Annotated in this window: 22 protein-coding genes and 1 pseudogene; 11 read left to right on the top strand and 12 right to left on the bottom strand. The window is 55.4% G+C overall.

Annotated features, from left to right (window positions below; genetic code table 11):
- Positions 1 to 7 precede the first annotated feature (7 nt).
- Entirely contained in the window at positions 8 to 445 is a 438-nt protein-coding gene (locus CODIS_RS21145; RefSeq protein WP_083220524.1) for a ComF family protein, read from the bottom strand.
- 4 nt (positions 446 to 449) lie between these two features.
- Here CODIS_RS21145 and CODIS_RS21140 point away from each other — a divergent pair, with 4 nt between their 5' ends.
- On the top strand, positions 450 to 590 hold the full coding sequence (locus CODIS_RS21140; protein WP_162420113.1) for a hypothetical protein: 141 nt from the start codon (positions 450 to 452) through the stop codon (positions 588 to 590).
- Here the strand turns inward: CODIS_RS21140 and CODIS_RS21685 are convergent.
- Positions 578 to 721, bottom strand: a pseudogene (locus tag CODIS_RS21685) (double zinc ribbon domain-containing protein); the annotation flags it as partial. The gene CODIS_RS21140 and the pseudogene CODIS_RS21685 sit on opposite strands and share 13 nt — an antisense overlap.
- Positions 722 to 810: 89 nt before the next feature.
- Here CODIS_RS21685 and bioB point away from each other — a divergent pair.
- From bioB to bioD, 5 genes are read left to right on the top strand one after another with little or no spacing between them, the layout of a single operon-like run.
- Positions 811 to 1,806 (top strand): biotin synthase BioB, encoded by a 996-nt coding sequence (bioB, locus tag CODIS_RS03160; protein ID WP_069121280.1) that lies wholly within the window; start codon positions 811 to 813, stop codon positions 1,804 to 1,806.
- Between the two features lie 50 nt (positions 1,807 to 1,856).
- Entirely contained in the window at positions 1,857 to 3,017 is a 1,161-nt protein-coding gene (gene bioF, locus CODIS_RS03155) for an 8-amino-7-oxononanoate synthase (protein ID WP_069121279.1), read from the top strand.
- Positions 3,014 to 3,787 (top strand): pimeloyl-ACP methyl ester esterase BioH, encoded by a 774-nt coding sequence (gene bioH / locus CODIS_RS03150; RefSeq protein WP_069121278.1) that lies wholly within the window; start codon positions 3,014 to 3,016, stop codon positions 3,785 to 3,787. The genes bioF and bioH overlap by 4 nt, the downstream gene beginning before the upstream one ends.
- The gene (gene bioC / locus CODIS_RS03145) at positions 3,780 to 4,658 is read left to right on the top strand and encodes a malonyl-ACP O-methyltransferase BioC (protein WP_069121277.1); all 879 of its coding nucleotides are present in this window, start codon (positions 3,780 to 3,782) and stop codon (positions 4,656 to 4,658) included. The genes bioH and bioC overlap by 8 nt, the downstream gene beginning before the upstream one ends.
- Complete coding sequence (gene bioD, locus CODIS_RS03140; protein ID WP_069121276.1) at positions 4,655 to 5,341, top strand: dethiobiotin synthase; 687 nt, start codon at positions 4,655 to 4,657, stop codon at positions 5,339 to 5,341. Before bioC ends, bioD begins: the two co-directional genes overlap by 4 nt.
- Here the strand turns inward: bioD and CODIS_RS03135 are convergent.
- From CODIS_RS03135 to ftsY, 10 genes are all read right to left on the bottom strand, one after another.
- Entirely contained in the window at positions 5,274 to 8,126 is a 2,853-nt protein-coding gene (locus tag CODIS_RS03135; protein ID WP_069121275.1) for a choice-of-anchor U domain-containing protein, read from the bottom strand. The genes bioD and CODIS_RS03135 overlap by 68 nt on opposite strands.
- A gap of 182 nt (positions 8,127 to 8,308) precedes the next feature.
- Entirely contained in the window at positions 8,309 to 8,821 is a 513-nt protein-coding gene (locus CODIS_RS03130; protein ID WP_069121274.1) for an MOSC domain-containing protein, read from the bottom strand.
- A gap of 435 nt (positions 8,822 to 9,256) precedes the next feature.
- Positions 9,257 to 9,559 (bottom strand): hypothetical protein, encoded by a 303-nt coding sequence (locus CODIS_RS03125; protein ID WP_069121273.1) that lies wholly within the window; start codon positions 9,557 to 9,559, stop codon positions 9,257 to 9,259.
- Entirely contained in the window at positions 9,552 to 9,986 is a 435-nt protein-coding gene (locus CODIS_RS03120) for a hypothetical protein (protein WP_069121272.1), read from the bottom strand. The genes CODIS_RS03125 and CODIS_RS03120 overlap by 8 nt, the downstream gene beginning before the upstream one ends.
- Before the next feature lie 21 nt (positions 9,987 to 10,007).
- Complete coding sequence (locus tag CODIS_RS03115; protein ID WP_235615115.1) at positions 10,008 to 10,673, bottom strand: HAD family hydrolase; 666 nt, start codon at positions 10,671 to 10,673, stop codon at positions 10,008 to 10,010.
- A gap of 19 nt (positions 10,674 to 10,692) precedes the next feature.
- Positions 10,693 to 11,067, bottom strand: a complete 375-nt coding sequence (locus CODIS_RS03110) for a hypothetical protein (RefSeq protein ID WP_069121271.1) — start codon at positions 11,065 to 11,067, stop codon at positions 10,693 to 10,695.
- Positions 11,068 to 11,633: 566 nt separating this feature from the next.
- Positions 11,634 to 12,479: an RNA polymerase sigma factor RpoH gene (rpoH, locus tag CODIS_RS03105; RefSeq protein ID WP_069121270.1), complete on the bottom strand. Its 846-nt coding sequence runs from the start codon at positions 12,477 to 12,479 to the stop codon at positions 11,634 to 11,636.
- A gap of 212 nt (positions 12,480 to 12,691) precedes the next feature.
- Entirely contained in the window at positions 12,692 to 13,636 is a 945-nt protein-coding gene (ftsX, locus tag CODIS_RS03100) for a permease-like cell division protein FtsX (protein ID WP_069121269.1), read from the bottom strand.
- A complete protein-coding gene (ftsE, locus tag CODIS_RS03095) occupies positions 13,626 to 14,309 on the bottom strand; it encodes a cell division ATP-binding protein FtsE (RefSeq protein ID WP_069121459.1) in 684 nt (227 codons plus the stop codon). Before ftsE ends, ftsX begins: the two co-directional genes overlap by 11 nt.
- A 19-nt stretch (positions 14,310 to 14,328) precedes the next feature.
- Entirely contained in the window at positions 14,329 to 15,318 is a 990-nt protein-coding gene (gene ftsY / locus CODIS_RS03090) for a signal recognition particle-docking protein FtsY (protein WP_069121268.1), read from the bottom strand.
- A gap of 158 nt (positions 15,319 to 15,476) precedes the next feature.
- Between ftsY and CODIS_RS03085 the strand changes: the two genes are divergently transcribed.
- The 5 genes from CODIS_RS03085 to CODIS_RS03065 all read left to right on the top strand — a co-directional run bounded on the left by CODIS_RS03085 (position 15,477) and on the right by CODIS_RS03065 (position 19,686).
- Positions 15,477 to 16,841 (top strand): M16 family metallopeptidase, encoded by a 1,365-nt coding sequence (locus CODIS_RS03085; RefSeq protein ID WP_069121267.1) that lies wholly within the window; start codon positions 15,477 to 15,479, stop codon positions 16,839 to 16,841.
- 16 nt (positions 16,842 to 16,857) lie between these two features.
- Complete coding sequence (locus CODIS_RS03080) at positions 16,858 to 18,189, top strand: M16 family metallopeptidase (RefSeq protein WP_235615114.1); 1,332 nt, start codon at positions 16,858 to 16,860, stop codon at positions 18,187 to 18,189.
- Positions 18,190 to 18,210: 21 nt separating this feature from the next.
- A complete protein-coding gene (rsmD, locus tag CODIS_RS03075; protein WP_417903648.1) occupies positions 18,211 to 18,786 on the top strand; it encodes a 16S rRNA (guanine(966)-N(2))-methyltransferase RsmD in 576 nt (191 codons plus the stop codon).
- 62 nt (positions 18,787 to 18,848) lie between these two features.
- Entirely contained in the window at positions 18,849 to 19,325 is a 477-nt protein-coding gene (gene coaD, locus CODIS_RS03070) for a pantetheine-phosphate adenylyltransferase (RefSeq protein WP_069121264.1), read from the top strand.
- A 106-nt stretch (positions 19,326 to 19,431) separates the two neighbouring features.
- Positions 19,432 to 19,686 (top strand): YfhL family 4Fe-4S dicluster ferredoxin, encoded by a 255-nt coding sequence (locus CODIS_RS03065; protein WP_069121263.1) that lies wholly within the window; start codon positions 19,432 to 19,434, stop codon positions 19,684 to 19,686.
- The last annotated feature ends 3 nt before the right edge of the window (positions 19,687 to 19,689 follow it).

Here is a 19,689-nt window from a genome sequence, read left to right as displayed (position 1 = left end):
GCTGGCGTTAGGATTTAGGTGTTCTTGCAACTGCCCAGACATCGACCCGTTCTGCTCCCGCTCTTATCAGTGTCTTACTGAGTTCGGTGACGGTCGCCCCTGTTGTGATGACATCGTCCACCAGCGCCAGATGGGCCCCCTTGACATCAGCACATATCTGAAATGCATTATGCAGGTTCCTGTGCCTCTCCTGTTCGCTCAGCTCCGACTGTGCCTTGGTCTCCTTGACACGCCGGCAGAGCCGCCAGTCGAATGGAAGCCGGCATTGTCTGGCCACCGCCCGTGTGATTTCGACGGATTGATTGAATCCCCGCGCGCGAAGTCTTAGGGGATGGAGCGGGACGGGAACCAAGATATCGGGCTGCTCATATTTCTCACCCAGGCGTTCCATAAGCAATCCGGCCAGGGGTTCTGCGAGATGGAGTTTTTGCCGGAATTTGAGCATGCCAATGAGTCGATTGACCGGGGCCTCGTATGTGAAGGCGGTGAGGCTGTTCGTAAAGGGCGGTTGTCGTCTGACACAGCGTCCGCACCATTGCGTCGATGGGACATGTGGCGGAAGCGGAAGGGCGCAGCAGGGACAGGCGTGATAATTGAAGGGCAGGGAATTTTGGCAAGGGCGACAGAGGTGGTGTGCAAAATCACCCTCGGCGCCACACAGGATGCAACTCCTGGGATAGAGAAGGGATCGTACATATTTTATACAGTTGTCGACTTTCATAACCATCCTTGGTTGACAGGGGGCGGACAATCCTTACCATAGGCCCTCCGCTACGCGCCGCACAAATCATACACACAGGCTGGATCATCATGACCGAATCAATTTTACGCCACGACTGGAGTCTGGACGAGATAGAGGCGCTGTTCGAGTTGCCGTTCAATGATCTCCTGTTTCAGGCACAGAGTGTACACCGGGCCAACTTCGATCCCAATCAGGTACAGATGAGCAGTCTGCTCAGTATCAAGACAGGCGCCTGTGCCGAGGATTGTGGCTATTGTTCCCAGAGTGCGAAAAACGCCACAGGATTGGAAGCGGAAAAACTGATGCCGCTGGAAGATGTCGTGGCGGCGGCAGAGGTGGCGAAAGCGAAGGGAGCAAGCCGATTCTGCATGGGCGCTGCCTGGCGAAATCCGACCGACAAGAACCTGGAGCGGGTGGTCGATATGGTGGAGGCCGTTCACGACCTGGGCATGGAGACCTGTCTGACCCTGGGTATGCTGACCCAGGCACAGGCAAATCGCCTGCGTGACGCCGGTCTCGATTACTACAATCACAATCTCGACACTTCACCGGAGTTTTACGGCAACGTGATTACCACCCGCACCTTCGATGATCGGCTGCATACCCTGGCCCACATCAGGGATGCAGGCATCAATGTCTGTTCCGGCGGGATTTTGGGAATGGGTGAGTCGCGGCGGGATCGCGCCAGCATGTTGCGCGAGTTGTGCAATTTGCCCCGCCATCCGGAATCGGTTCCGATCAACATGCTGGTAAAGATCGAGGGTACACCCCTCTACAACGCGGAGGAACTCGATCCCTTCGAGTTTGTACGCACCATCGCAGTGGCGCGACTGTTGATGCCGCGCTCCTATGTGCGCCTCTCCGCCGGTCGAACGGAGATGGGTGATGAGATGCAGGCACTCTGTTTCCTCGCCGGGGCGAATTCGATTTTCTATGGCGAGCGCCTTTTGACTACAGACAATCCTGAGGCAGACAGAGACATACGACTGCTCCGGCGGCTGGGAATGAGCACCGAACAGCTGCAGGAGACGGAGGTCAAGGCCGCCAAGGTTTCCTGCAGCTAGGCAAAGGCCGGATAGAATCCCATTGCTTTCATATCCGAGGATTCACGCTGATGAAAGGGCTGGCTGAAGCGTTACAAAAACGCCGTCACGATGGGCTCTATCGGTCCCGCCGGGTGGTATCGACGGCACAACAGCCCGAGCTGGTGGTTGACGGTAAACGGGTGATCGCTTTTTGCAGCAACGATTATCTCGGTTTGGCCAATCACCCCGAAGTGGTAGAGGCGATGCAGCGTGCTGCCGGGAATTATGGTGTGGGGAGCGGTGCGGCACATCTCATTACCGGTCACAGCAATTCCCACCATCGATTGGAAGAGGCACTTGCGGAGTATACCGGCAGGTCCAGGGCGCTGCTTTTTTCAACCGGTTATATGGCCAATATTGGCGTGATCAGCGCTCTCCTGAAGCAGGGTGACAGGCTATTCGAGGATCGTCTCAACCATGCCTCCCTATTGGATGCGGGTCAACTCACCCGGGCCAGGATGCAACGCTACCGGCATGCCGATCCGGAGAGCCTGCGCAGCCAGTTGAAGGGCAGCGAACAGGGACAGGCGTTGATCGCCACGGACGGTGTATTCAGTATGGATGGCGACCTGGCTCCCCTGCCATCCCTGGTCGAGCTCGCGCGTCGTCATCAGGCCTGGTTGATGGTGGATGACGCCCATGGCCTCGGCGTACTGGGTGAAGAAGGCGGCGGCGTTCTCAGCCACTTCGATCTGGACAGTGACGACGTACCCATATTGATGGGGACCCTGGGTAAGGGATTCGGTACCTATGGCGCATTTGTCGCAGGTAGTGAGGAGCTCATCGAGACACTCATTCAGCATGCCCGAAGCTATATCTATACCACCGCACCACCGGCCGCACTGGCGGAAGCAACCCTGGTCAGCCTGCGTCTTGCCCGGCAAGAGACCTGGCGGCGTGAGCGGTTGCAGGATCTGATTGCCCGTTTTCGTCAATCGGTGCGACAGATCGGCCTGCCCCTGCTGGATTCCATGACCCCGATACAGCCGATCCTCGCCGGATCATCCCAGCAGGCCGTGGCCTGGAGCCGGCTGCTTGAAAAGCAGGGTGTACTGGTCAGTGCAATCCGGCCGCCGACGGTACCGGATGGGAGCGCTCGGCTTCGCATCACCCTCAGCGCCAACCATACGGACCGGCAGTTGGATCGACTGCTGGATGCCCTGTCCACACTGCCACTGGTGGTGGAATGAAGCTGGCGGCAGAGAGTCTTGGTGCGGGACCGGACTTGGTGATGCTCCATGGCTGGGGCATGAACTCATCCGTCTGGGCGGATTTTGCCGCCCGGCTGGCGGACGACTACCGCGTCACCCGAATCGACCTGCCGGGCCATGGCAACAGTCCATTCGATGGTCGGCAAGAGCTCACCGCCTGGGCCCGTGCCTGTCTCGATGCAGCCCCTGATCGGGCTGTCTGGATCGGCTGGTCATTCGGTTCCATGCTCTGTTTGCAGTGCGCTCTGCTGGCGCCGTCACGTATCGAGGGGGTTGTTGCGTTGGCCGGTATGCCGCGTTTCATCCAGGCCATGGATTGGCAATATGCCATGTCGCCGACGACCCTCGATCAGTTCATTAAGGCCTTGCATAAAGATCACGTTCAGACCCTGGAGCGTTTTCTTGCCCTGCAGATGTTGCGCAGTGATCACGCGGTACAGATGTTGAAGCGACTCAAGTCCCTATTGCGTGAACGGCCGGATCCGCTGCCGGAGGCGTTGCGGTCTGGATTGGAATTATTGAAATCTGTCGATCTTCGAGAACAACTGACCAAACTCAGCTGCCCCACAACATGGATCTACGGCAACCGGGATACCCTGGCACCGGCAAAGGCATCCGATGATCTGCGTCAGTGGCTGCCCGGAGCGTCCATGCACATCGTGGAGGGAGCCGCGCATACTCCGTTCCTCTCTCACCCGGAAGAGACCCATCAGCTGATACTTCGTAGTCTGGAGTCGATGCATGGATAAAGGGCAAACCGGCGCCATCGACAAACGGCAGGCGCGGGCCGCCTTCTCCCGTGCCGCTTCCCACTATGATGAAGTGGCTGAGCTTCAGCGGGAGATCGGCAGGCGTATGTTGCAGAGACTGACATACATCCGTCACCAGCCCCAGGTCGTGCTGGATGTGGGTGCAGGGACAGGTGAAGCGACACTGGCATTGAAAAAGCACTACAAGAAGGCGCGTACCATCGCCCTCGATTTCGCCATGCCGATGCTGCACCAGGTGCGTAAACGGGGCGGTTGGCTGAGGCGACCCGTCTGCATCTGCGGCGATGCAGAACAGCTGCCACTGGCCGATCAGTCCGTGGATATGATCTTTTCCAATGCGGTGCTGCAATGGTGCAATGACCTGCAGGGTACCTTCAGCGAGTTTCTGCGGGTTTTGCGTCCTAACGGTATGCTGTTGTTCTCCACGTTCGGTCCCGACACCCTGCAGGAGCTGCGCAAGAGCTGGTCACACGTGGATGGCCACAGCCACGTCAGCCCCTTTCCTGATATGCATGATGTAGGTGATGCCATGGTGCGGGCCGGTCTGGAGGAACCGGTGGTGGACGTGGATCGCATGCGGCTTGACTACGATGATGTGTCTTCGTTGATGCGCGATCTGAAGACGCTGGGTGCGCATAATGTGACCCGTAACAGGCCGCGGGGATTGACCGGAAAAGGACGATTGCGGGCGATGTACGAGGCCTATGAGTCTTTTCGCATGGACGGTAGGTTACCGGCCAGTTATGAAGTGGTCTACGGACATGCCTGGGCGCCCCAACAGCGTCAGATCGATGGTGTGACTGCCATTCCCGTGGATCAAATCGGCATCGGAAGGTGGGGTCAGGGATGAGCGGCGGTTTATTTGTCACCGGTACCGATACCGGCTGCGGTAAGACAGAGATTACCCTTGGGATGATGCACAACCTGCAGCAGCAAGGGGAGTCGGTGCTTGGGATGAAGCCTATCGCATCGGGCGCGGAGATGACCCAGGATGGATTACGCAATGAAGATGCGTTGCGGATACAAGCCCAATGCAGCAGGGAGATTCCCTATTCCTCCGTGAACCCCCTGGTCTATCAACCCCCTATTGCCCCGCATCTCGCCGCCATGGCCAAAGGTCAGCCGATCAGGCTGGATGAGATAATGCAGGGTTATAGCCAGCTGCAGGAGCTGGCCGACAGGGTGGTCGTGGAGGGAGTCGGCGGATGGCACGTGCCCTTAGGTGACAGCATCACCCTGGCCGATCTGGTCCGCACCCTTGATCTGCCGGTGATACTGGTGGTAGGTATCAGGCTTGGCTGTCTCAATCACGCCTTGATGACGGCCGAGTGTATGCTCAACAGCGGGGTCCCGTTCAAAGGTTGGGTTGCGAATCTGATCGATCCGCAGATGCAGGCCTTGGAAGAAAATATCATCACGTTGCAGTCCTGGTTGCCGGCGCCATGTCTGGGAGAGGTTCCCCGCCTCAAGTCGCCGACACCGGATCGTGTTGCGGAATACCTCGATGGGCCGTTGTTGGACGCAATCCAGTGACAGCCGGACAGCGCCTCATTGCGTCTATCCCATCAATGCTGTCACTTTCACGCTGCTGTTTCATCGCCTCGAGTAGTGCTGGTATGACATTCAATCCGACTCGCAGACAATGAAACATCACCAGCAGTAAAAACAGCCATGGTGAGAATATGCCGCCGCCACCGCTGCCGGACCCGCTATCGTCAGACAGGGTTGTGGTGACACCGCCCGGGTCCGCAATTCTTCCGTTGGCTCGGCCGTCGGCATCGTTGGGTCCGCCGTCCTCGATCGTCAGCTCGACACACCAGGCCCCCTCGCTCAATCCGGCCTGATAGGCGTTATCTCCGGGGGAGGGGCAGAGTCCGGCCTCACCGGGGGCCGACTTGATCAAATTGTGTTCATCGGCGACAAACTCACCCCAACCCGTCGGTGTCAGCTTGCGATAGACGGATCCCGACTCAATCACCTGCCGTTGCGGTATCACGACTTTCACGCTCGCGCCCACCTGGTTGATGCCGTCGATGCGAAAGTCGAACAGGCCGCCTGCATAGGGATAGCGTTCCGCGTCCGCTTCGCCATCCAGACCGTTGGCGATATATTCGAGAATATCGCTACGGCTGATCAGGGCCCCGTGATGCTGGGCAAAAAAGGCGATATCCCCCAGGGTAAGCAGTAATCCCGATTCGGCCTCCATCAGGTAACCGTTATCACTGCCGGACGTCTGGGGCAGGACATTGCCCGGTAATCCGGCGGGATCCAGATAGTCGGGTATGCCGTCTGCATCACTATCGCCGTTGCCTTCAGCGAAATCGGTTTCGCCGTCGCCATCGCTGTCGACGTCGGTCAGTTCGGATGTCGCGTCCACCACCCTGAGACTCAGCTCGGTGTCGGCGCTCGCAGTGGCGTCACTGACACTCAGTCTCACCCGGTAGAGACCGGGTTCGAGATCCGCGGGGTCGAATGTCAGGCTGCCTACCTCACTGTCGAGATCAGTCAGGCGCCCGTCGCTTTCACTCCAGTCATAGCTGTGGCTGTCACCGCTATTCAAATCCTCGACGGTGGCAGTCAGGGTAACGGCGCCACCGGTTTGGCTCACGATGCGTGAAGGCAGCTCACCCTGGTGAGCGGTCAATGTCACATCGGGGGCAAAATTATCGCTGCTCAACAGGATTCGGCAGGTGTTCTTTTCACCCATTACCGCATTGGTCGGTGGGGCCATCGTCAATTGCAGGCTCGCATAGTCCGATAGTTGCTCAAACAGGCCATCGGGTAGTGCGAGCATGGACTCCGGTTGAGGTTGTGCAATCTGATACGTCGCCGTCTGCAACAGCCGTTCGCTGCCATCCGCCAGCAAGGTTCCGGACAAGGTGTAGGGGACTGTGACCGGGAAACGGGCCGCTTCCCCGTTCAATATCAATGGGCAGCCAAGGTTGCCGTCAACAGGGCCGTTGCGATCCCCACCAAAGTTGACGATCGGATCGATCCTGACGATTTGAATCCCTTCGCCGGTGATTCCGTCGCTATCATCCGCCGCCCATGTCAACAGATGGGTACCCGGTGGAAGATCGAGCTGTCCCTCAGTGGGAGGCGGGGTGACAATTCCGTTACTGACCAGCTGTCTCAAATCCGTGTCGAGTACGCCTTCGTCATCGTCCCGGGCGGTTGCCATGCCTGGATCCACACGCGTCAGGGCACCGGTGGCTGGTAGTGTCAGGTCGATGGGAGGCGTCACAACCGGACGGTCAGTGGGTACCAGGCGGCCGGTAATGTTTGCCTCTGCACGTTCACGGGTGCCGTGAAGATCGGTATATGTCACGACGGCCGTTAGATAAAAGTAGCGATCGTTAATGGTCGGCACATGGGTACTGCTATTCGATCCGATATCCTGAGCCAGTGTAGAGTAGGTCCGATAACGGCGTTTCCAGTGATAGTTGAGTTCGGCGATTCCGTCCGGGTCGTAAAGGCCACTGGTATCGATCGTCAATGTTGATCCTTCTGACACCGAACCGCGTATGTATACTGAGCCCACCGGCTGATCATTGGTGTTGGCGACTTCGCCGGGTGCGCCGACAGGCAGGGATATGACACTTTCAGTGACCCCCAGGCCATCCTCGAAAATTATGGCGCAATGTATGTCATGACCGACATCATCGTCCGTCAGCAGATAGCTCTCATATATCGCCCCGGGGATTGGCTGGCCATTGCGGTACCATTGATAGCGGATCTCACCCATGCCGTTGCTATCGCTGACTGTATGACTGGTTGCGACCACATGATCCTCAGCAGCCTCACCGCTGATGATGACACGGCCTGCGGCAGGCTCATTTTCACTGACCTTGTCGATCACGATATTTTGAGAATCATGTAGCAGAAAGGGTCCTCCATTTTCGGATGTGTAGTAATTAATCGTATAGCTGCCCGAAGCAAAGGGTCCGACTTCTACGCTGTTGTCGTAACATGGCGCCACAAAACCACTCTGATAGACGCTGGCATAGATACTAATCTCGTCTCCCTCCGCGACCGCGCCAAAAAATTTGTCAATGCCATATGAGGGGCATCTCGAGCTAAGGGTAAATGGTTCAAAGTTGTTGGGTGTCTCGGAGGGAAGGTCCAGTATGTCTGATTGGACCTGGGTGTGATGGCAGAACATCATCGCCAGTATGAACCAGTGTGCTCTAGGCATGATACGCCCTGTCTCTCCGTTTCCCTGGGGGGATGAGCAGTCTAACGGGGAACAGGTTGGTGGCGCAATAATCCGGGCTTTGACGCTTTCAATGCGTCGAATGATGAGGGTAAGCAGTGCCATTGATATAACCTCCTCAAGACGGGTGACACTTCCAGTGCATGCTGAAAGATGGTTCTCCCACATCATCCGAGGGGGTCGCGGCGGCATAGGCTCCCAATATTGGCTGTAGACCGGCTGCGCATGCTAGAAAAAGCCTCCATCAAGTGTGATTGGGTCTTCCGCCAATTGCTGTAGCGTTCAATCTATTTCGCTTCTGTTGGCTTAGCGCGGGAGTATGAGACTCTGTCATGGATGCGAACCAAACCGGCTTTACAGATTCTCGCAGTAATGCCCCCATGACCTCGCATGGCGTTATATCCTCCCGCTCCAAGCTGCCTTTCCATTTTGCCGCAGGGATGACAAAGACCGCTGAATTCCAGCATCGCCTCTCCGATCCGAAAGACTTTGTCTTTTAACGCCAGCAGGTTAATGCCGGAAACCGCGATATTCCGCCGCAGCAGGGAGGGGGAGACGGATTCCACGCCAAGACAGGCGGCAATCACTTGCAGGTGTTCATGTTGAATCAAAGTCACCTGCCTGGGGTTCCCGGCACTGCCATTGAAGCGATCCCCATCCAACCCCTTGCCAACCGTCAGCAGGACAGAATCCAGGGTTATCATGGCCTCTCCCCGAGAAGGTCTGATGCCGATCCACTCGACACGTCCAACCTGTGGAAGCGTTTGCAGCAGACTATAAAGGGGCTTTGATTCTGTCAAATTCCGACACCTGTTGCGGCGGAAAAAACCAGCATCTGCATGAATGTGGCTGGGCCTGGTGCCGTATCAATCAACAATCCGGTATTCTCCTTGATATTTTCCTATGATAATGCGCGTAGGTAACTTGCACTGATACGTTTTAGAAGAGCAGAGACAGGTTTTGTTCTCTTATTAAGTTTTGTAGTTATTATTGCCGCTAACTGAATTTCAAACAGCATCAGGAACAGTTCAAGTCCTATGGCATCAATAAAAAGGTGCTAGGGCCTGTTAACACTAATCCAATACGCCCTGCTGGGGCTGTTTTTGTGCCCAGCAAGGCAGAATGAGCGTAGTGTAGTTATTCTACATGAGCGAATGATAACGCCGCTGGGGGCGAAAACAGCCCCAGCCCTTCGGGTTGCGCCTGAAAAAGCGCCACTCGGCGTTGCTCGTCGCTCATTTGGAATCACCAAACCTCTCTCCTCGCGCCCCGAAGGAAGTGCCCTTGGGGTGCGCCTTGATTGGCGCTTTTTCAGGCACAACAGGGTGCATTGGATTAGTGTTAACAGGCCCTAGCTCAATCATTTCGGGATTGAAAATGATAAACACCACAACAATCGCGGTTGCGTATTTCCATGCTTTGCTTTTCATTTTCAAATCAGATTCCTGAATTTCTGGCATGCCGATATATGGGGTGGCTGGCGATACCAGGCATTCCGACAGCTCCCAGAGGCTGTGCTTGAATATAGGGTTAGTCACCAAGCCTGCTGGCGTAATTGTCCATCCACGCCAGGTACCTTTCCATTGCCGCAGGTGTGATTTCCTCTTCCATGGATTGTATCAATTCACCTTCAAATATATATCTTGCTTCACCTTCCACAACAAGATCGGGTGCCCCGGAAAGTTTGTATGTACAGCGCCAGTTCCGAGAGAGTTTATCTCCAACCACTGTTGGTTCCGTTATCGCCTGCAATCTGCGGGAATCAAATTTACGATCGTTGCTTGAAACATCGTTTTTCAGAAATTTGATTATTGAATGCCGGCCTTTGATTTTTGGATCAGATCCACCAACGTTCCAATACGTAGCATTCTCGGCGAAATGTTTTTCAAGTCGATCCCAACGGTCATCGACAATACAGGCCTCGAAATCTGCAGCGAACGAGTTGAAACGATCAATGAGATTCATGTTGTTGTAGCTAATGTCATGTTATAAGCCAATGTATTCCATTGCCTGTTTTGCATTTTTGAAATCCATGATATTTTGATCATGCCTTGTCCTGTTTCCTACCAGCACAAAGTTGTAGCCCAACTCCTCACAGGCCATTTTGTCCCATTCCCCGTCTCCAAAATATGTACAGGGAACTTTAATTTTACCAACGGCTTTTTCTTTGGCGATTTTCATTATTTCGATGCGTGAAAAATGATTGTTTGAGGATGCAATTGGGATACCCGAAATATCAATTGCTGCGGATTCCAATTTCATTAGAGCGGTTTCATACCAGCCGCCGGTGGCGACCGACAAGCTTAAATTCTCCAGTCGGCGCAGTTCGGTAATAAATTTTGCGGCGCCAGGTACCTGCTGTGCCGGATTGTTTTTGAGGCGGCAGGCTATTTTACTCGTGAAAACCTCTTTTACTTCAGCGCGTATACTCTCTCCCTCGGCATCAAGTCCATTTTCAATAATATGCTGTTCAAGAATACCTGCGTCGCTAATGTAAGAGTACTTCGTCCAGTCGGTATCTAGATGATGACCTAAAACCTCATACACTGCCTCGAGATAGCAATTTTCATCAAGCTCGTATGATCTTACCAGCGTTCCGTCTACATCAAACATTACATGGTGCAAGATGGCTCTCTCCTTGGCTTGTAACATTTGAGTCAGACGTCATAGCTCACGGTTTGCCGAGGAGCCATTCAAGCGCTGATTGTTCATCCCTGAATACCTTAACGTAACCCCCTCTGTTCAGCCATGCTGTTTCAACAAACTGGAAGAAATCCTCGGTCTGCTCACCTACCAAATGTGCGGATCGGATGTGCTTCAGAGATGTGTCTACCGGGTCGTAATAGTCCTTGAACCAATTGACAGCATCGACAAGAGACAGGTAGTTGTCTGATTCGCTGAAATCAAACAGCAGCACGTAATTCAACTCCTTAGCCTTGGCGCGAGTTGCGGCTGCCGCCGGCCCGAGTTCATCCCGTAGCAAGGGTCCCGTAGTTTTTACGAAGATGATCCCCCTGCTATCGTCGACGCTCTCTTCATATTTCATTCAAATGCCCCTATTTGAGGAACTATAATTCGATGGCCAGACAGGCATGATGCAACATGCCTGCAAGTCGCTTAATCTCCTGGTTGCTGTCGCAACTCTTTATTTATAATTGGTTATATCCCACCTAGTTATTATATAACCAATGTTACAAATACAAAGAAACTGCCCCAAAGGGAAGAGAACCACACCTGCTCGATCGAGTCAGAGCATCCATTCAAAACCTGTAGTACGATCCTGGTACGGATCAGGCTTATGTAGACTCGATTCGCAGGTTCATCAAGATGTAAAACAAACGCCACATGCTAGAGATGGGTATTACGGAAATCGAGGCTCTTCCGATCCGTCATGCCGTTAGTCGAAATACTGTTGCGCACAAACTAGCGTTGAAAAAGCTGCATTTTCCTTACCGGGAGGCGCATGAGTGTGATCCGCCTTGGCGCCGTGGCGAAACCCGGACGAATAAGTCGAGCCGCTCAGAAGATTTTTCAGAGGTCTGGCTTTATAGTGCACAGGTTCCCTGCCACTCCCTTGGTAGGTGCAAATGACCTGATCGGTATTTAATGGCCCTAGAGAAGTTGTGCCTTGAGCTTTTTCATGGCGTTTTTCTCGATCTGACGAATGCGTTCCGCCGAGACTTGAAAACGCTCCGCCAGTTCATGCAGGGTCGATTTCTTATCGCCCAGCCAGCGGGCTTGCAGTATCTCCCGGCTGCGTTCATCGAGATCCTGCATGGCGTTGATCAGACGCTGTTTCATCTGCGACTCACTGTCCGAGGACTCGAGCAGGGATGCGGGTTCCATGCGCATGTCGCTCAGGTAACCGGCCGGGGTCGCTGTCAACTGGTCATCATCGTCTTGCATGGGGCCGTCGAAGGCGATGTCCTGGCCTGAGAGGCGCGATTCCATCTCCATCACGGTTTCGGGTTTTACACCCAGGTCCTGGGCCACGTCATTGACCTCCTCCTTGGAGAACCAGCCCAGACGCTTCTTGGAACTGCGCAGATTAAAGAACAGCTTGCGTTGGGCCTTGGTGGTGGCCACTTTGACGATGCGCCAGTTTTTCAGGATGTACTCGTGGATCTCCGCCTTGATCCAGTGGACGGCGAAGGAGACCAGGCGCACCCCCATCTCGGGATCGAAGCGTTTGACCGCCTTCATCAGGCCGACGGTGCCTTCCTGGATCAGGTCGGGCAGGGCAAGGCCATAGCCGCTGTAGTTGCGGGCAATGCGAACGACGAATCGGATATGCGAGGTGATCAGTGTCTGTGCAGCCTGGAGATCCTTGTGATCACGCAGCCTGATCGCCAGGGATTTCTCCTCCTCGGCGCTCAGCATGGGCAGTTGGAAAGCGGCGCTGATATAGGCATCCATACTGCCTGATGGCAGTGCTGTCAGTGCGTTTTCATTGCTCATCGAGTATCCCCTCATAACTGCTGGTTGAATATTAGCACTCTCTACAGAGGAGTGCCAATCGATTAGTATGACCGAGAGTCATAGCAAAAGTTCCCACTGGTCGATGGAGGTAAATTACCTTAAAAACAATAAGTTAAATTGCATGTTCTGGTTTCGTCCCAATTAGGCTGGGATTCTTGTTCCCACACCGGAGTGTCGGGTGGATGGGGGGATCAAGCGGGTTCAATGGCGCTGAGGTGTCTGCCCACCGCCAACCAGGCGCCGGCCAGTCCCAGCAGGCTGCTGCCGAGCAGGAGCGAGGCGATGGTCGCGATGTCAAACGACGCAAGATTGAAGCTGCTTTCGTATAGATTGGCCAGATTGGCGATCGGTCCGCTCAGCAGGGTGATGGCAATAGCGATCAGCAGCCAGGCGATGATGCCCCCGAACAGACCGTACCAGAAGCCGGTATAGAGAAAGGGTCTACGAATGAAGGCGTTGGTGGCGCCGATGAGCTTGGTGATCTCTATTTCGGCATGCCGATTCTGGATCTCGAGGCGAATGGTGTTGCCGACAATCAGCAGCACCGCCATGCCGAGCAAAGCGGCCAGTACCACAACCGCCCTTTGGGCGATGACCGTGAGCGCCTGCAATCTTCGCACCCACTGCAGATCGAGTTGCACAATGTCGGCATCGGGCAGGAGCTTCAGCTCACGTACCAGAAGTTGTGCCGTCTCAGCCGTAGTGAATTCCACCTTCGGTTGGACGATCAGCACTGCCGGTAGGGGATTGCTGTCGAGGGCTTCCAGGGCATCGGCATAGCCGCTGAGTTGTTGGAACTCATCCAGCGCGGCCTCCCGGGTGATCAGTTCCACAGTCTCGATGCGTTGATGCCGGCGCAGTTTATCCGCCAGGGATGCCGCCTGTTTATCGGAAACGCTCTGTTTCAGGAAAAGCGATATGCTGGCACCGCTGTCCCAGGCACCGCTGACATGCTGCAGGTTTCCAAGCAGCACGTGCAGGCCAACCGGCATCGCGAGGGCTATGCCGATCACGGCACAGGTCATCAATGATGCAAGATGGTTATTCACTAATCTGCCGAGGCTGGCGAGGGCCACTTGCGCATGCCGCTGGAGCCAGATCTTTGGCGTACTCAATAGCGGCTTTTTAAGAGACATTGCCGCACTCCGTCCGGGTGTCGCCAACCAACTGCCCCTTGCTCAGTGTGAGTACACGTTTCTGCATGCGATTGATCAGGTCGATGTCGTGGGAGGCTATGAGCAGGGTCACGCCGACCTGGTTAAACTGCCCGAACAGCGCCATGATCTCCTCGGAGAGTTCCGGGTCGAGGTTGCCGGTGGGCTCGTCCGCAAGTACCAGGGGAGGCTTACTGACCACTGCGCGGGCAAGGCCTACACGCTGCTGTTCTCCTCCGGAGAGGGTAACCGGTGCATTGCGTTCCTTGTACAGCAGTCCTACCTTGTCGAGGGCGGCCCGGACCCGGCGTCCGATCTCTTTATGGCCGACACCGGCCACCACCAGCGGCAGCGCCACATTGTCGAACACGGTACGGTCATGCAGCAGTCTGTGATCCTGGAAGATCATTCCCACATCGCGGCGGTGATAGGGGATCTGGCGACTCTTTAAACGGGTCAGGTTACGATCGTTGACATGCAGCTGTCCGTTGCTGGGCCGCTCCAGCAGGCCGATCAGTTTCAGCAGGGTACTCTTGCCGGCACCGGAATGGCCGGTGAGAAACACCATCTCTTCAGCCTCAATACGCAGACTGACGTTGCTCAGGCCGGTATGGCCCCCGGGATAGCGTTTGCTGACATTGTCGAAGTGAATCAAGGTGCTGGTGGTTTCGTATTTAGTTTTCAAACAGGGCGTCTACAAATTCGTCAGGGTTGAATTCCCGTAGGTCATCTATGGCTTCACCGACACCGATGAAACGGATCGGCACCTTGACCTTGTCGGCGATGGCAAAAACCACACCGCCCTTTGCCGTGCCGTCCAGCTTGGTGATCACCAGTCCGGTCAAGCCAACGGTCTGGTTGAACTGCATGGCTTGATTGACGGCGTTCTGTCCTGTACCCGCGTCCACCACCAATAGTACTTCATGGGGGGCTTCCGGATCGATTTTCTTCATCACCCGGCTGATCTTCGCCAACTCCTCCATGAGGTTGGATTTGGTATGCAGACGACCCGCAGTGTCGGCGATCAGGACATCGATATTGCGTGAGGTGGCCGCTTGTAGTGAATCGAATACCACTGAAGCCGCATCGGCGCCCGTATGCTGGGCGATGACAGGGATCTGATTGCGCTCGCCCCAGGTTTGCAGCTGTTCCACCGCGGCGGCGCGGAAAGTATCACCGGCGGCGAGCATGACAGATTCGCCATCCAACTGAAACTTGCGTGCCAGCTTTCCAATGGTTGTGGTCTTGCCGGCACCATTGATACCTACCATCATCATCACCAGAGGCTTGTCACCGCTGCGTTGGCTGACTGGCTTTTCGCATGCCTGAAGAATCTCTCTGAGATGCTGTTTCAACAGCTGCATCAGCATTTGCGGATCGCTGAGCTCCTTGCGATCGACCCGTTCCGTCAGATCGTCGATGATACGGCTGGTTGCCTCGACACCCACATCGGCCGTGAGGAGCAGGGTTTCGAGTTCCTCCAACAGCTCATCATCGATGGTCTTCCGTCCAAGGAGCAGATTGGCCAGCCCATCGGTGAGGTTATGGCGGGTACGTGAGAGGCGCTCCTGCAGTCTCGTAAAGAGACTGCGTTTCTCCTCTTCCGGCGGGGGGGCTGCACTACCCTGCAGTTCCTGCTTCTTGCGTTTGCCAAATCCGAACATACGGCGATTTACCAACTCCGGCGTTGGAACTCTGTGAGGATCACAGGTTCATAGTTGTTGTTTGGACAATCCCGATGGCCTCTGAAAGAATGCCCGTGATCATCGAGGACGCTATTCTACAGTGCCATGGGTCCATATATAAAGAGAGGATGTATTTAATGCGAAGATTAATCACAGGCCTGGTATTGTCGGCGCTCTGCGTGAGTTATGCTCAGGCGGGTGTTGTGGAACAACAACTCGATAATGGCATGAAGGTGATTGTAAAGCAGGATCGTCGTGCCCCGATCGCGGTCTCCCAGGTCTGGTACAAGGTGGGATCGAGTTACGAATTCGGTGGTATCACCGGTGTTTCCCATGTTCTTGAGCATATGATGTTCAAGGGCACCAAAAACCATCCGCCCGGTGAATTTTCCCGCATCATCGCAGCCAACGGCGGGGATGAAAACGCCTTCACAGGGAGAGACTATACGGCCTATTTTCAGACCATGGCGAGCGACCGGCTGGAGGTCTCGTTCGAACTCGAGGCGGACCGTATGCGCAATCTGCTGTTGCTTCCCGAAGAGTTTGCAAAGGAGGTCGAGGTGGTTAAAGAGGAGCGACGGATGCGCACCGAAGACAAGCCCCAGTCACTGACCTATGAACGCTTTCTGGCCGGTGCCTATGAGAGTTCCCCCAATCGCAATCCCGTGATCGGCTGGATGGCGGATCTGGATTCCATGCAGGTGGAGGATCTGCAGGTCTGGTACCGCAAGTGGTATGCGCCGAACAACGCCACCCTGGTAGTGGTGGGTGATGTGGAACCCGATAAGGTAATCGCGCTGGCGCAACGCCATTTCGGTCCCCTCAAGCCGGAACAGGTGGCGCGACCCAAACCGCGTATGGAGCCGGCCCAGCGCGGCACTAAACGATTTACGGTCAAGGTGCCTGCAAAGCAGCCCTATATGGTGCTGGGTTATAAAACACCTGTGGTGGGCAAGGCCGATGAGGCCTGGGAACCCTATGCCCTGGAGATGCTTGCCTATGTACTGGACGGCGGCAGCAGTGCCCGTCTCAGCAACAACCTGATCCGCGGCAGCAAGCTGGCGGTTGCGGCAGATGCCAGTTACAGCGCCTTTTCCCGACTCCCGGGGATGCTGGTGATGGATGCGGTGCCGGCTCCGGATACAACCGTCGATGTGGTTGAAAAGGCCCTGCTGAAGGAGGTTGAACGGTTCAAAACGGAGCTGGTCAGCGAGGATGAAATGGAACGGGTACGCAATCAGATTATCGCCGCCAAGGTGTATGAGAAGGATTCGGTTTTCTATCAAGCAATGCTGTTGGGACAGTTGGAGACAGTGGGACTCGATTGGCGTCTGGCGGATGATTATGTGGATCACTTAAAGGCCGTAACCGCGGAGCAGATCAGGCAGGTCGCGCAGAAGTATCTGGTTGAGGACAACCTCAGCGTTGCGGTATTGGAGCCACTGCCACTGGGCGATTCGCTGGTCAAACCCGTAGGTAAGGGGATTGCACATGCTCACTAATGCTTGGATCAGGTACATGGTTTTCTGCAGTGGTCTGCTGCTGGCTGGCTGGGCAACAGCCGCGCCGCAAATCGAGACCTGGCAGACGGCAAACGGGGCAAAGGTGCTATATGTCGAAGCGCCCGAGATAGAGATGGTGGATGTGCGCATCGTCTTCGATGCGGGCAGCGCGAGAGATGGCGGCAAACAGGGCGTCACCTCATTCACCAACAGCCTGTTGAGCGAAGGCGCCGGCGATTGGAACGCCTACCAGATCGCCGAACGTATCGAGGGCGTGGGGGCGCAGCTCGAAACCGGGTCGTTAAGGGATATGGCATGGGTTTCGGTGCGCTCGTTGACTGAATCCAAGGCCCTCTCCACAACCCTTGAGACATTGGCTGCGGTGGTCGCCGAACCCCGTTTTGCCGATGAAGATATCGAGCGGCAACGCCAGTCCATCCTGGCGGGCCTGGTCCAGGATGAGCAGTCCCCAGGCAGTCTGGGTAAAAAACGCCTCTATCAGCTGGTCTTCGGGGATCATCCCTATGCCGGTGATCCGGGGGGGAGTATCGAGTCGGTAAAGGCCATAACCCGCAAGGATATTGTGGCTACTCACAAGCGGCTCTATGTGGCAAAGAATGCCCAGGTGGCGATTGTCGGAGCGGTCAGCAGGCAACAGGCCGAGTCGATTGCAGATCGGGTGACAAGCGGACTCGAGCCGGGGCAAGCGGTGCCGAAACTGCCCCCCGTTAGACCACTGCAGGCGGCTGTCGATGAGCAGATACCCTTCCCCTCAACCCAGTCCCATCTCTACATCGGACAGCCGGGCATGCGCCGTGGCGACCCGGACTATTTCACCCTCTATGTGGGCAATCACATCCTGGGTGGCAGCGGCCTGGTTTCTCTCCTGAGCCATGAGGTTCGGCAGAAGCGCGGCTTGAGCTACAGTGTCTACAGTTTTTTCCTGCCGATGCGCCAGATCGGGCTGTTCCAGATGGGACTGCAGACCAAGAACGATCAGGCCGGCGAGGCACTGCAGGTCGTCAGGGAAACACTAAAGCGCTTTATCAGAGAGGGGCCGACAGAAAAGGAACTGGAAGCGGCGAAGCAGAATATCACCGGTGGATTTCCGCTGCGCATCGCTTCCAACGGTAAAATCGTGGAGTATCTGGCGGTCATCGGCTTTTACGATCTGCCTCTCGACTATCTGGACAGCTTCACCGATAAGGTGACTGCCGTGACCCGTGAACAGGTTCAGGATGCATTCCAGCGTCGGATAGATCCCGACCGGCTGGTCAGGGTGCAGGTAGGACGTATCACACCTCTGGCTCAAGTCTCCAAACAATCAGACGCTGATAGCAGCAAGTGACACGATAAGTACAAGGTATATATAGTGAAGTCACCTCAATCGGCTTTTCAGGTAAGAATCATCGGTGGCATGCATCGTGGTCGGCGGCTGCAATTTGCCGACCTGCCGGGCTTGCGACCGACAGGAGATCGCATACGCGAGACCCTGTTCAACTGGTTGCAGCCCTATATTGAGGGCGCCCGTTGCCTCGATCTGTTCGCCGGCAGCGGTGCGTTGGGTCTGGAGGCCGCCTCCCGTGGCGCATCCGAGGTGGTGATGCTCGATACCGCCATGGCGGTGGTCAGACAGTTGGCTGAGAACAAGCGTCTGCTGGGTTTCGATCAGGTCTCGGTTGTCAGGGCGGATGCATTGCAATGGTTGGAGCAGGATGCGACACCCTTCGATATCGTTTTCCTGGATCCGCCTTTCGTCGGTAACTTGCTGGAACCCTTGTGCCAGCGGCTGAGTATGGGATGGCTGGCGGATGGAGCCCATATCTACTTGGAAGATACCGCTTCCCGCGACATGCCGACTCTGCCCGAAGGTTGGGAGTTGAGGAAACAGAAATCAGCCGGTCAGGTGCACTATGGCCTGGCTTATGCCCCGCTCCCCGGCTGATAATTATCATTCATAGGTTCGGTTTCTGGTAATATCATGCCTTTTACCCAGACCGTGAGCTTATGATAACTGCCGTTTATCCTGGAACCTTCGACCCCATCACCAACGGTCACAGTGACCTGGTGAGGCGGGCATCCGATCTTTTTGATCATGTCATTCTGGCCATCGCTAAGAACAGCGGTAAAAATCCGGCGTTTGATCTGGATCAGCGAAAGAGCCTGGTCGAAAGGGTATTGAATGGCGTACACAATGTTGAGATACGCGTATTTGACAATCTGTTGGTTGATTTCGTGCAGGAGTGCAATGCAAACGTGATTCTGCGAGGATTGCGTGCGGTCTCCGATTTCGAATACGAGTTCCAGTTGGCGGGTATGAATCGTCGCCTGGCGCCTGAAATCGAGACGCTGTTTCTTACCCCGGCTGAGCAATTTGCATTCATTTCATCCGGTTTGGTGAGGGAGATCGCCTCATTGGGCGGGGATGTCACAGAGTTTGTCCATCCAGATGTGCAGGCGGCCCTGAGTAAACGCTTCAGCTGAAACAAATTCCCCGGGTGATACAGGGTTGAATAGACCAACTATCGATGCCACCTCACGGCTAGTGAATAGAATTCTGATCATGTGATTTTGTTAGGAGAGTAAAGATATGGCGTTAATAATCACTGACGAGTGCATCAACTGTGATGTCTGTGAGCCTGAATGCCCAAATGGTGCCATCACCCAGGGTGATGAGATCTACGAGATCGAACCGGATCTCTGTACCGAATGTGTCGGACACTACGACACCTCGCAGTGTGTCGAGGTGTGTCCGGTGGACTGTATTCCCAAGGATCCCGATCATGAGGAGAGCTATGAGCAGTTGTACGGCAAATACCTCAAGATCACCGGCGAATCCGAATAGTCG

Source organism: Candidatus Thiodiazotropha endolucinida, assembly GCF_001715975.1.
Classification (GTDB): domain Bacteria; phylum Pseudomonadota; class Gammaproteobacteria; order Chromatiales; family Chromatiaceae; genus Thiodiazotropha; species Thiodiazotropha endolucinida.
This window is presented reverse-complemented; position numbering and strand designations above follow the sequence as displayed.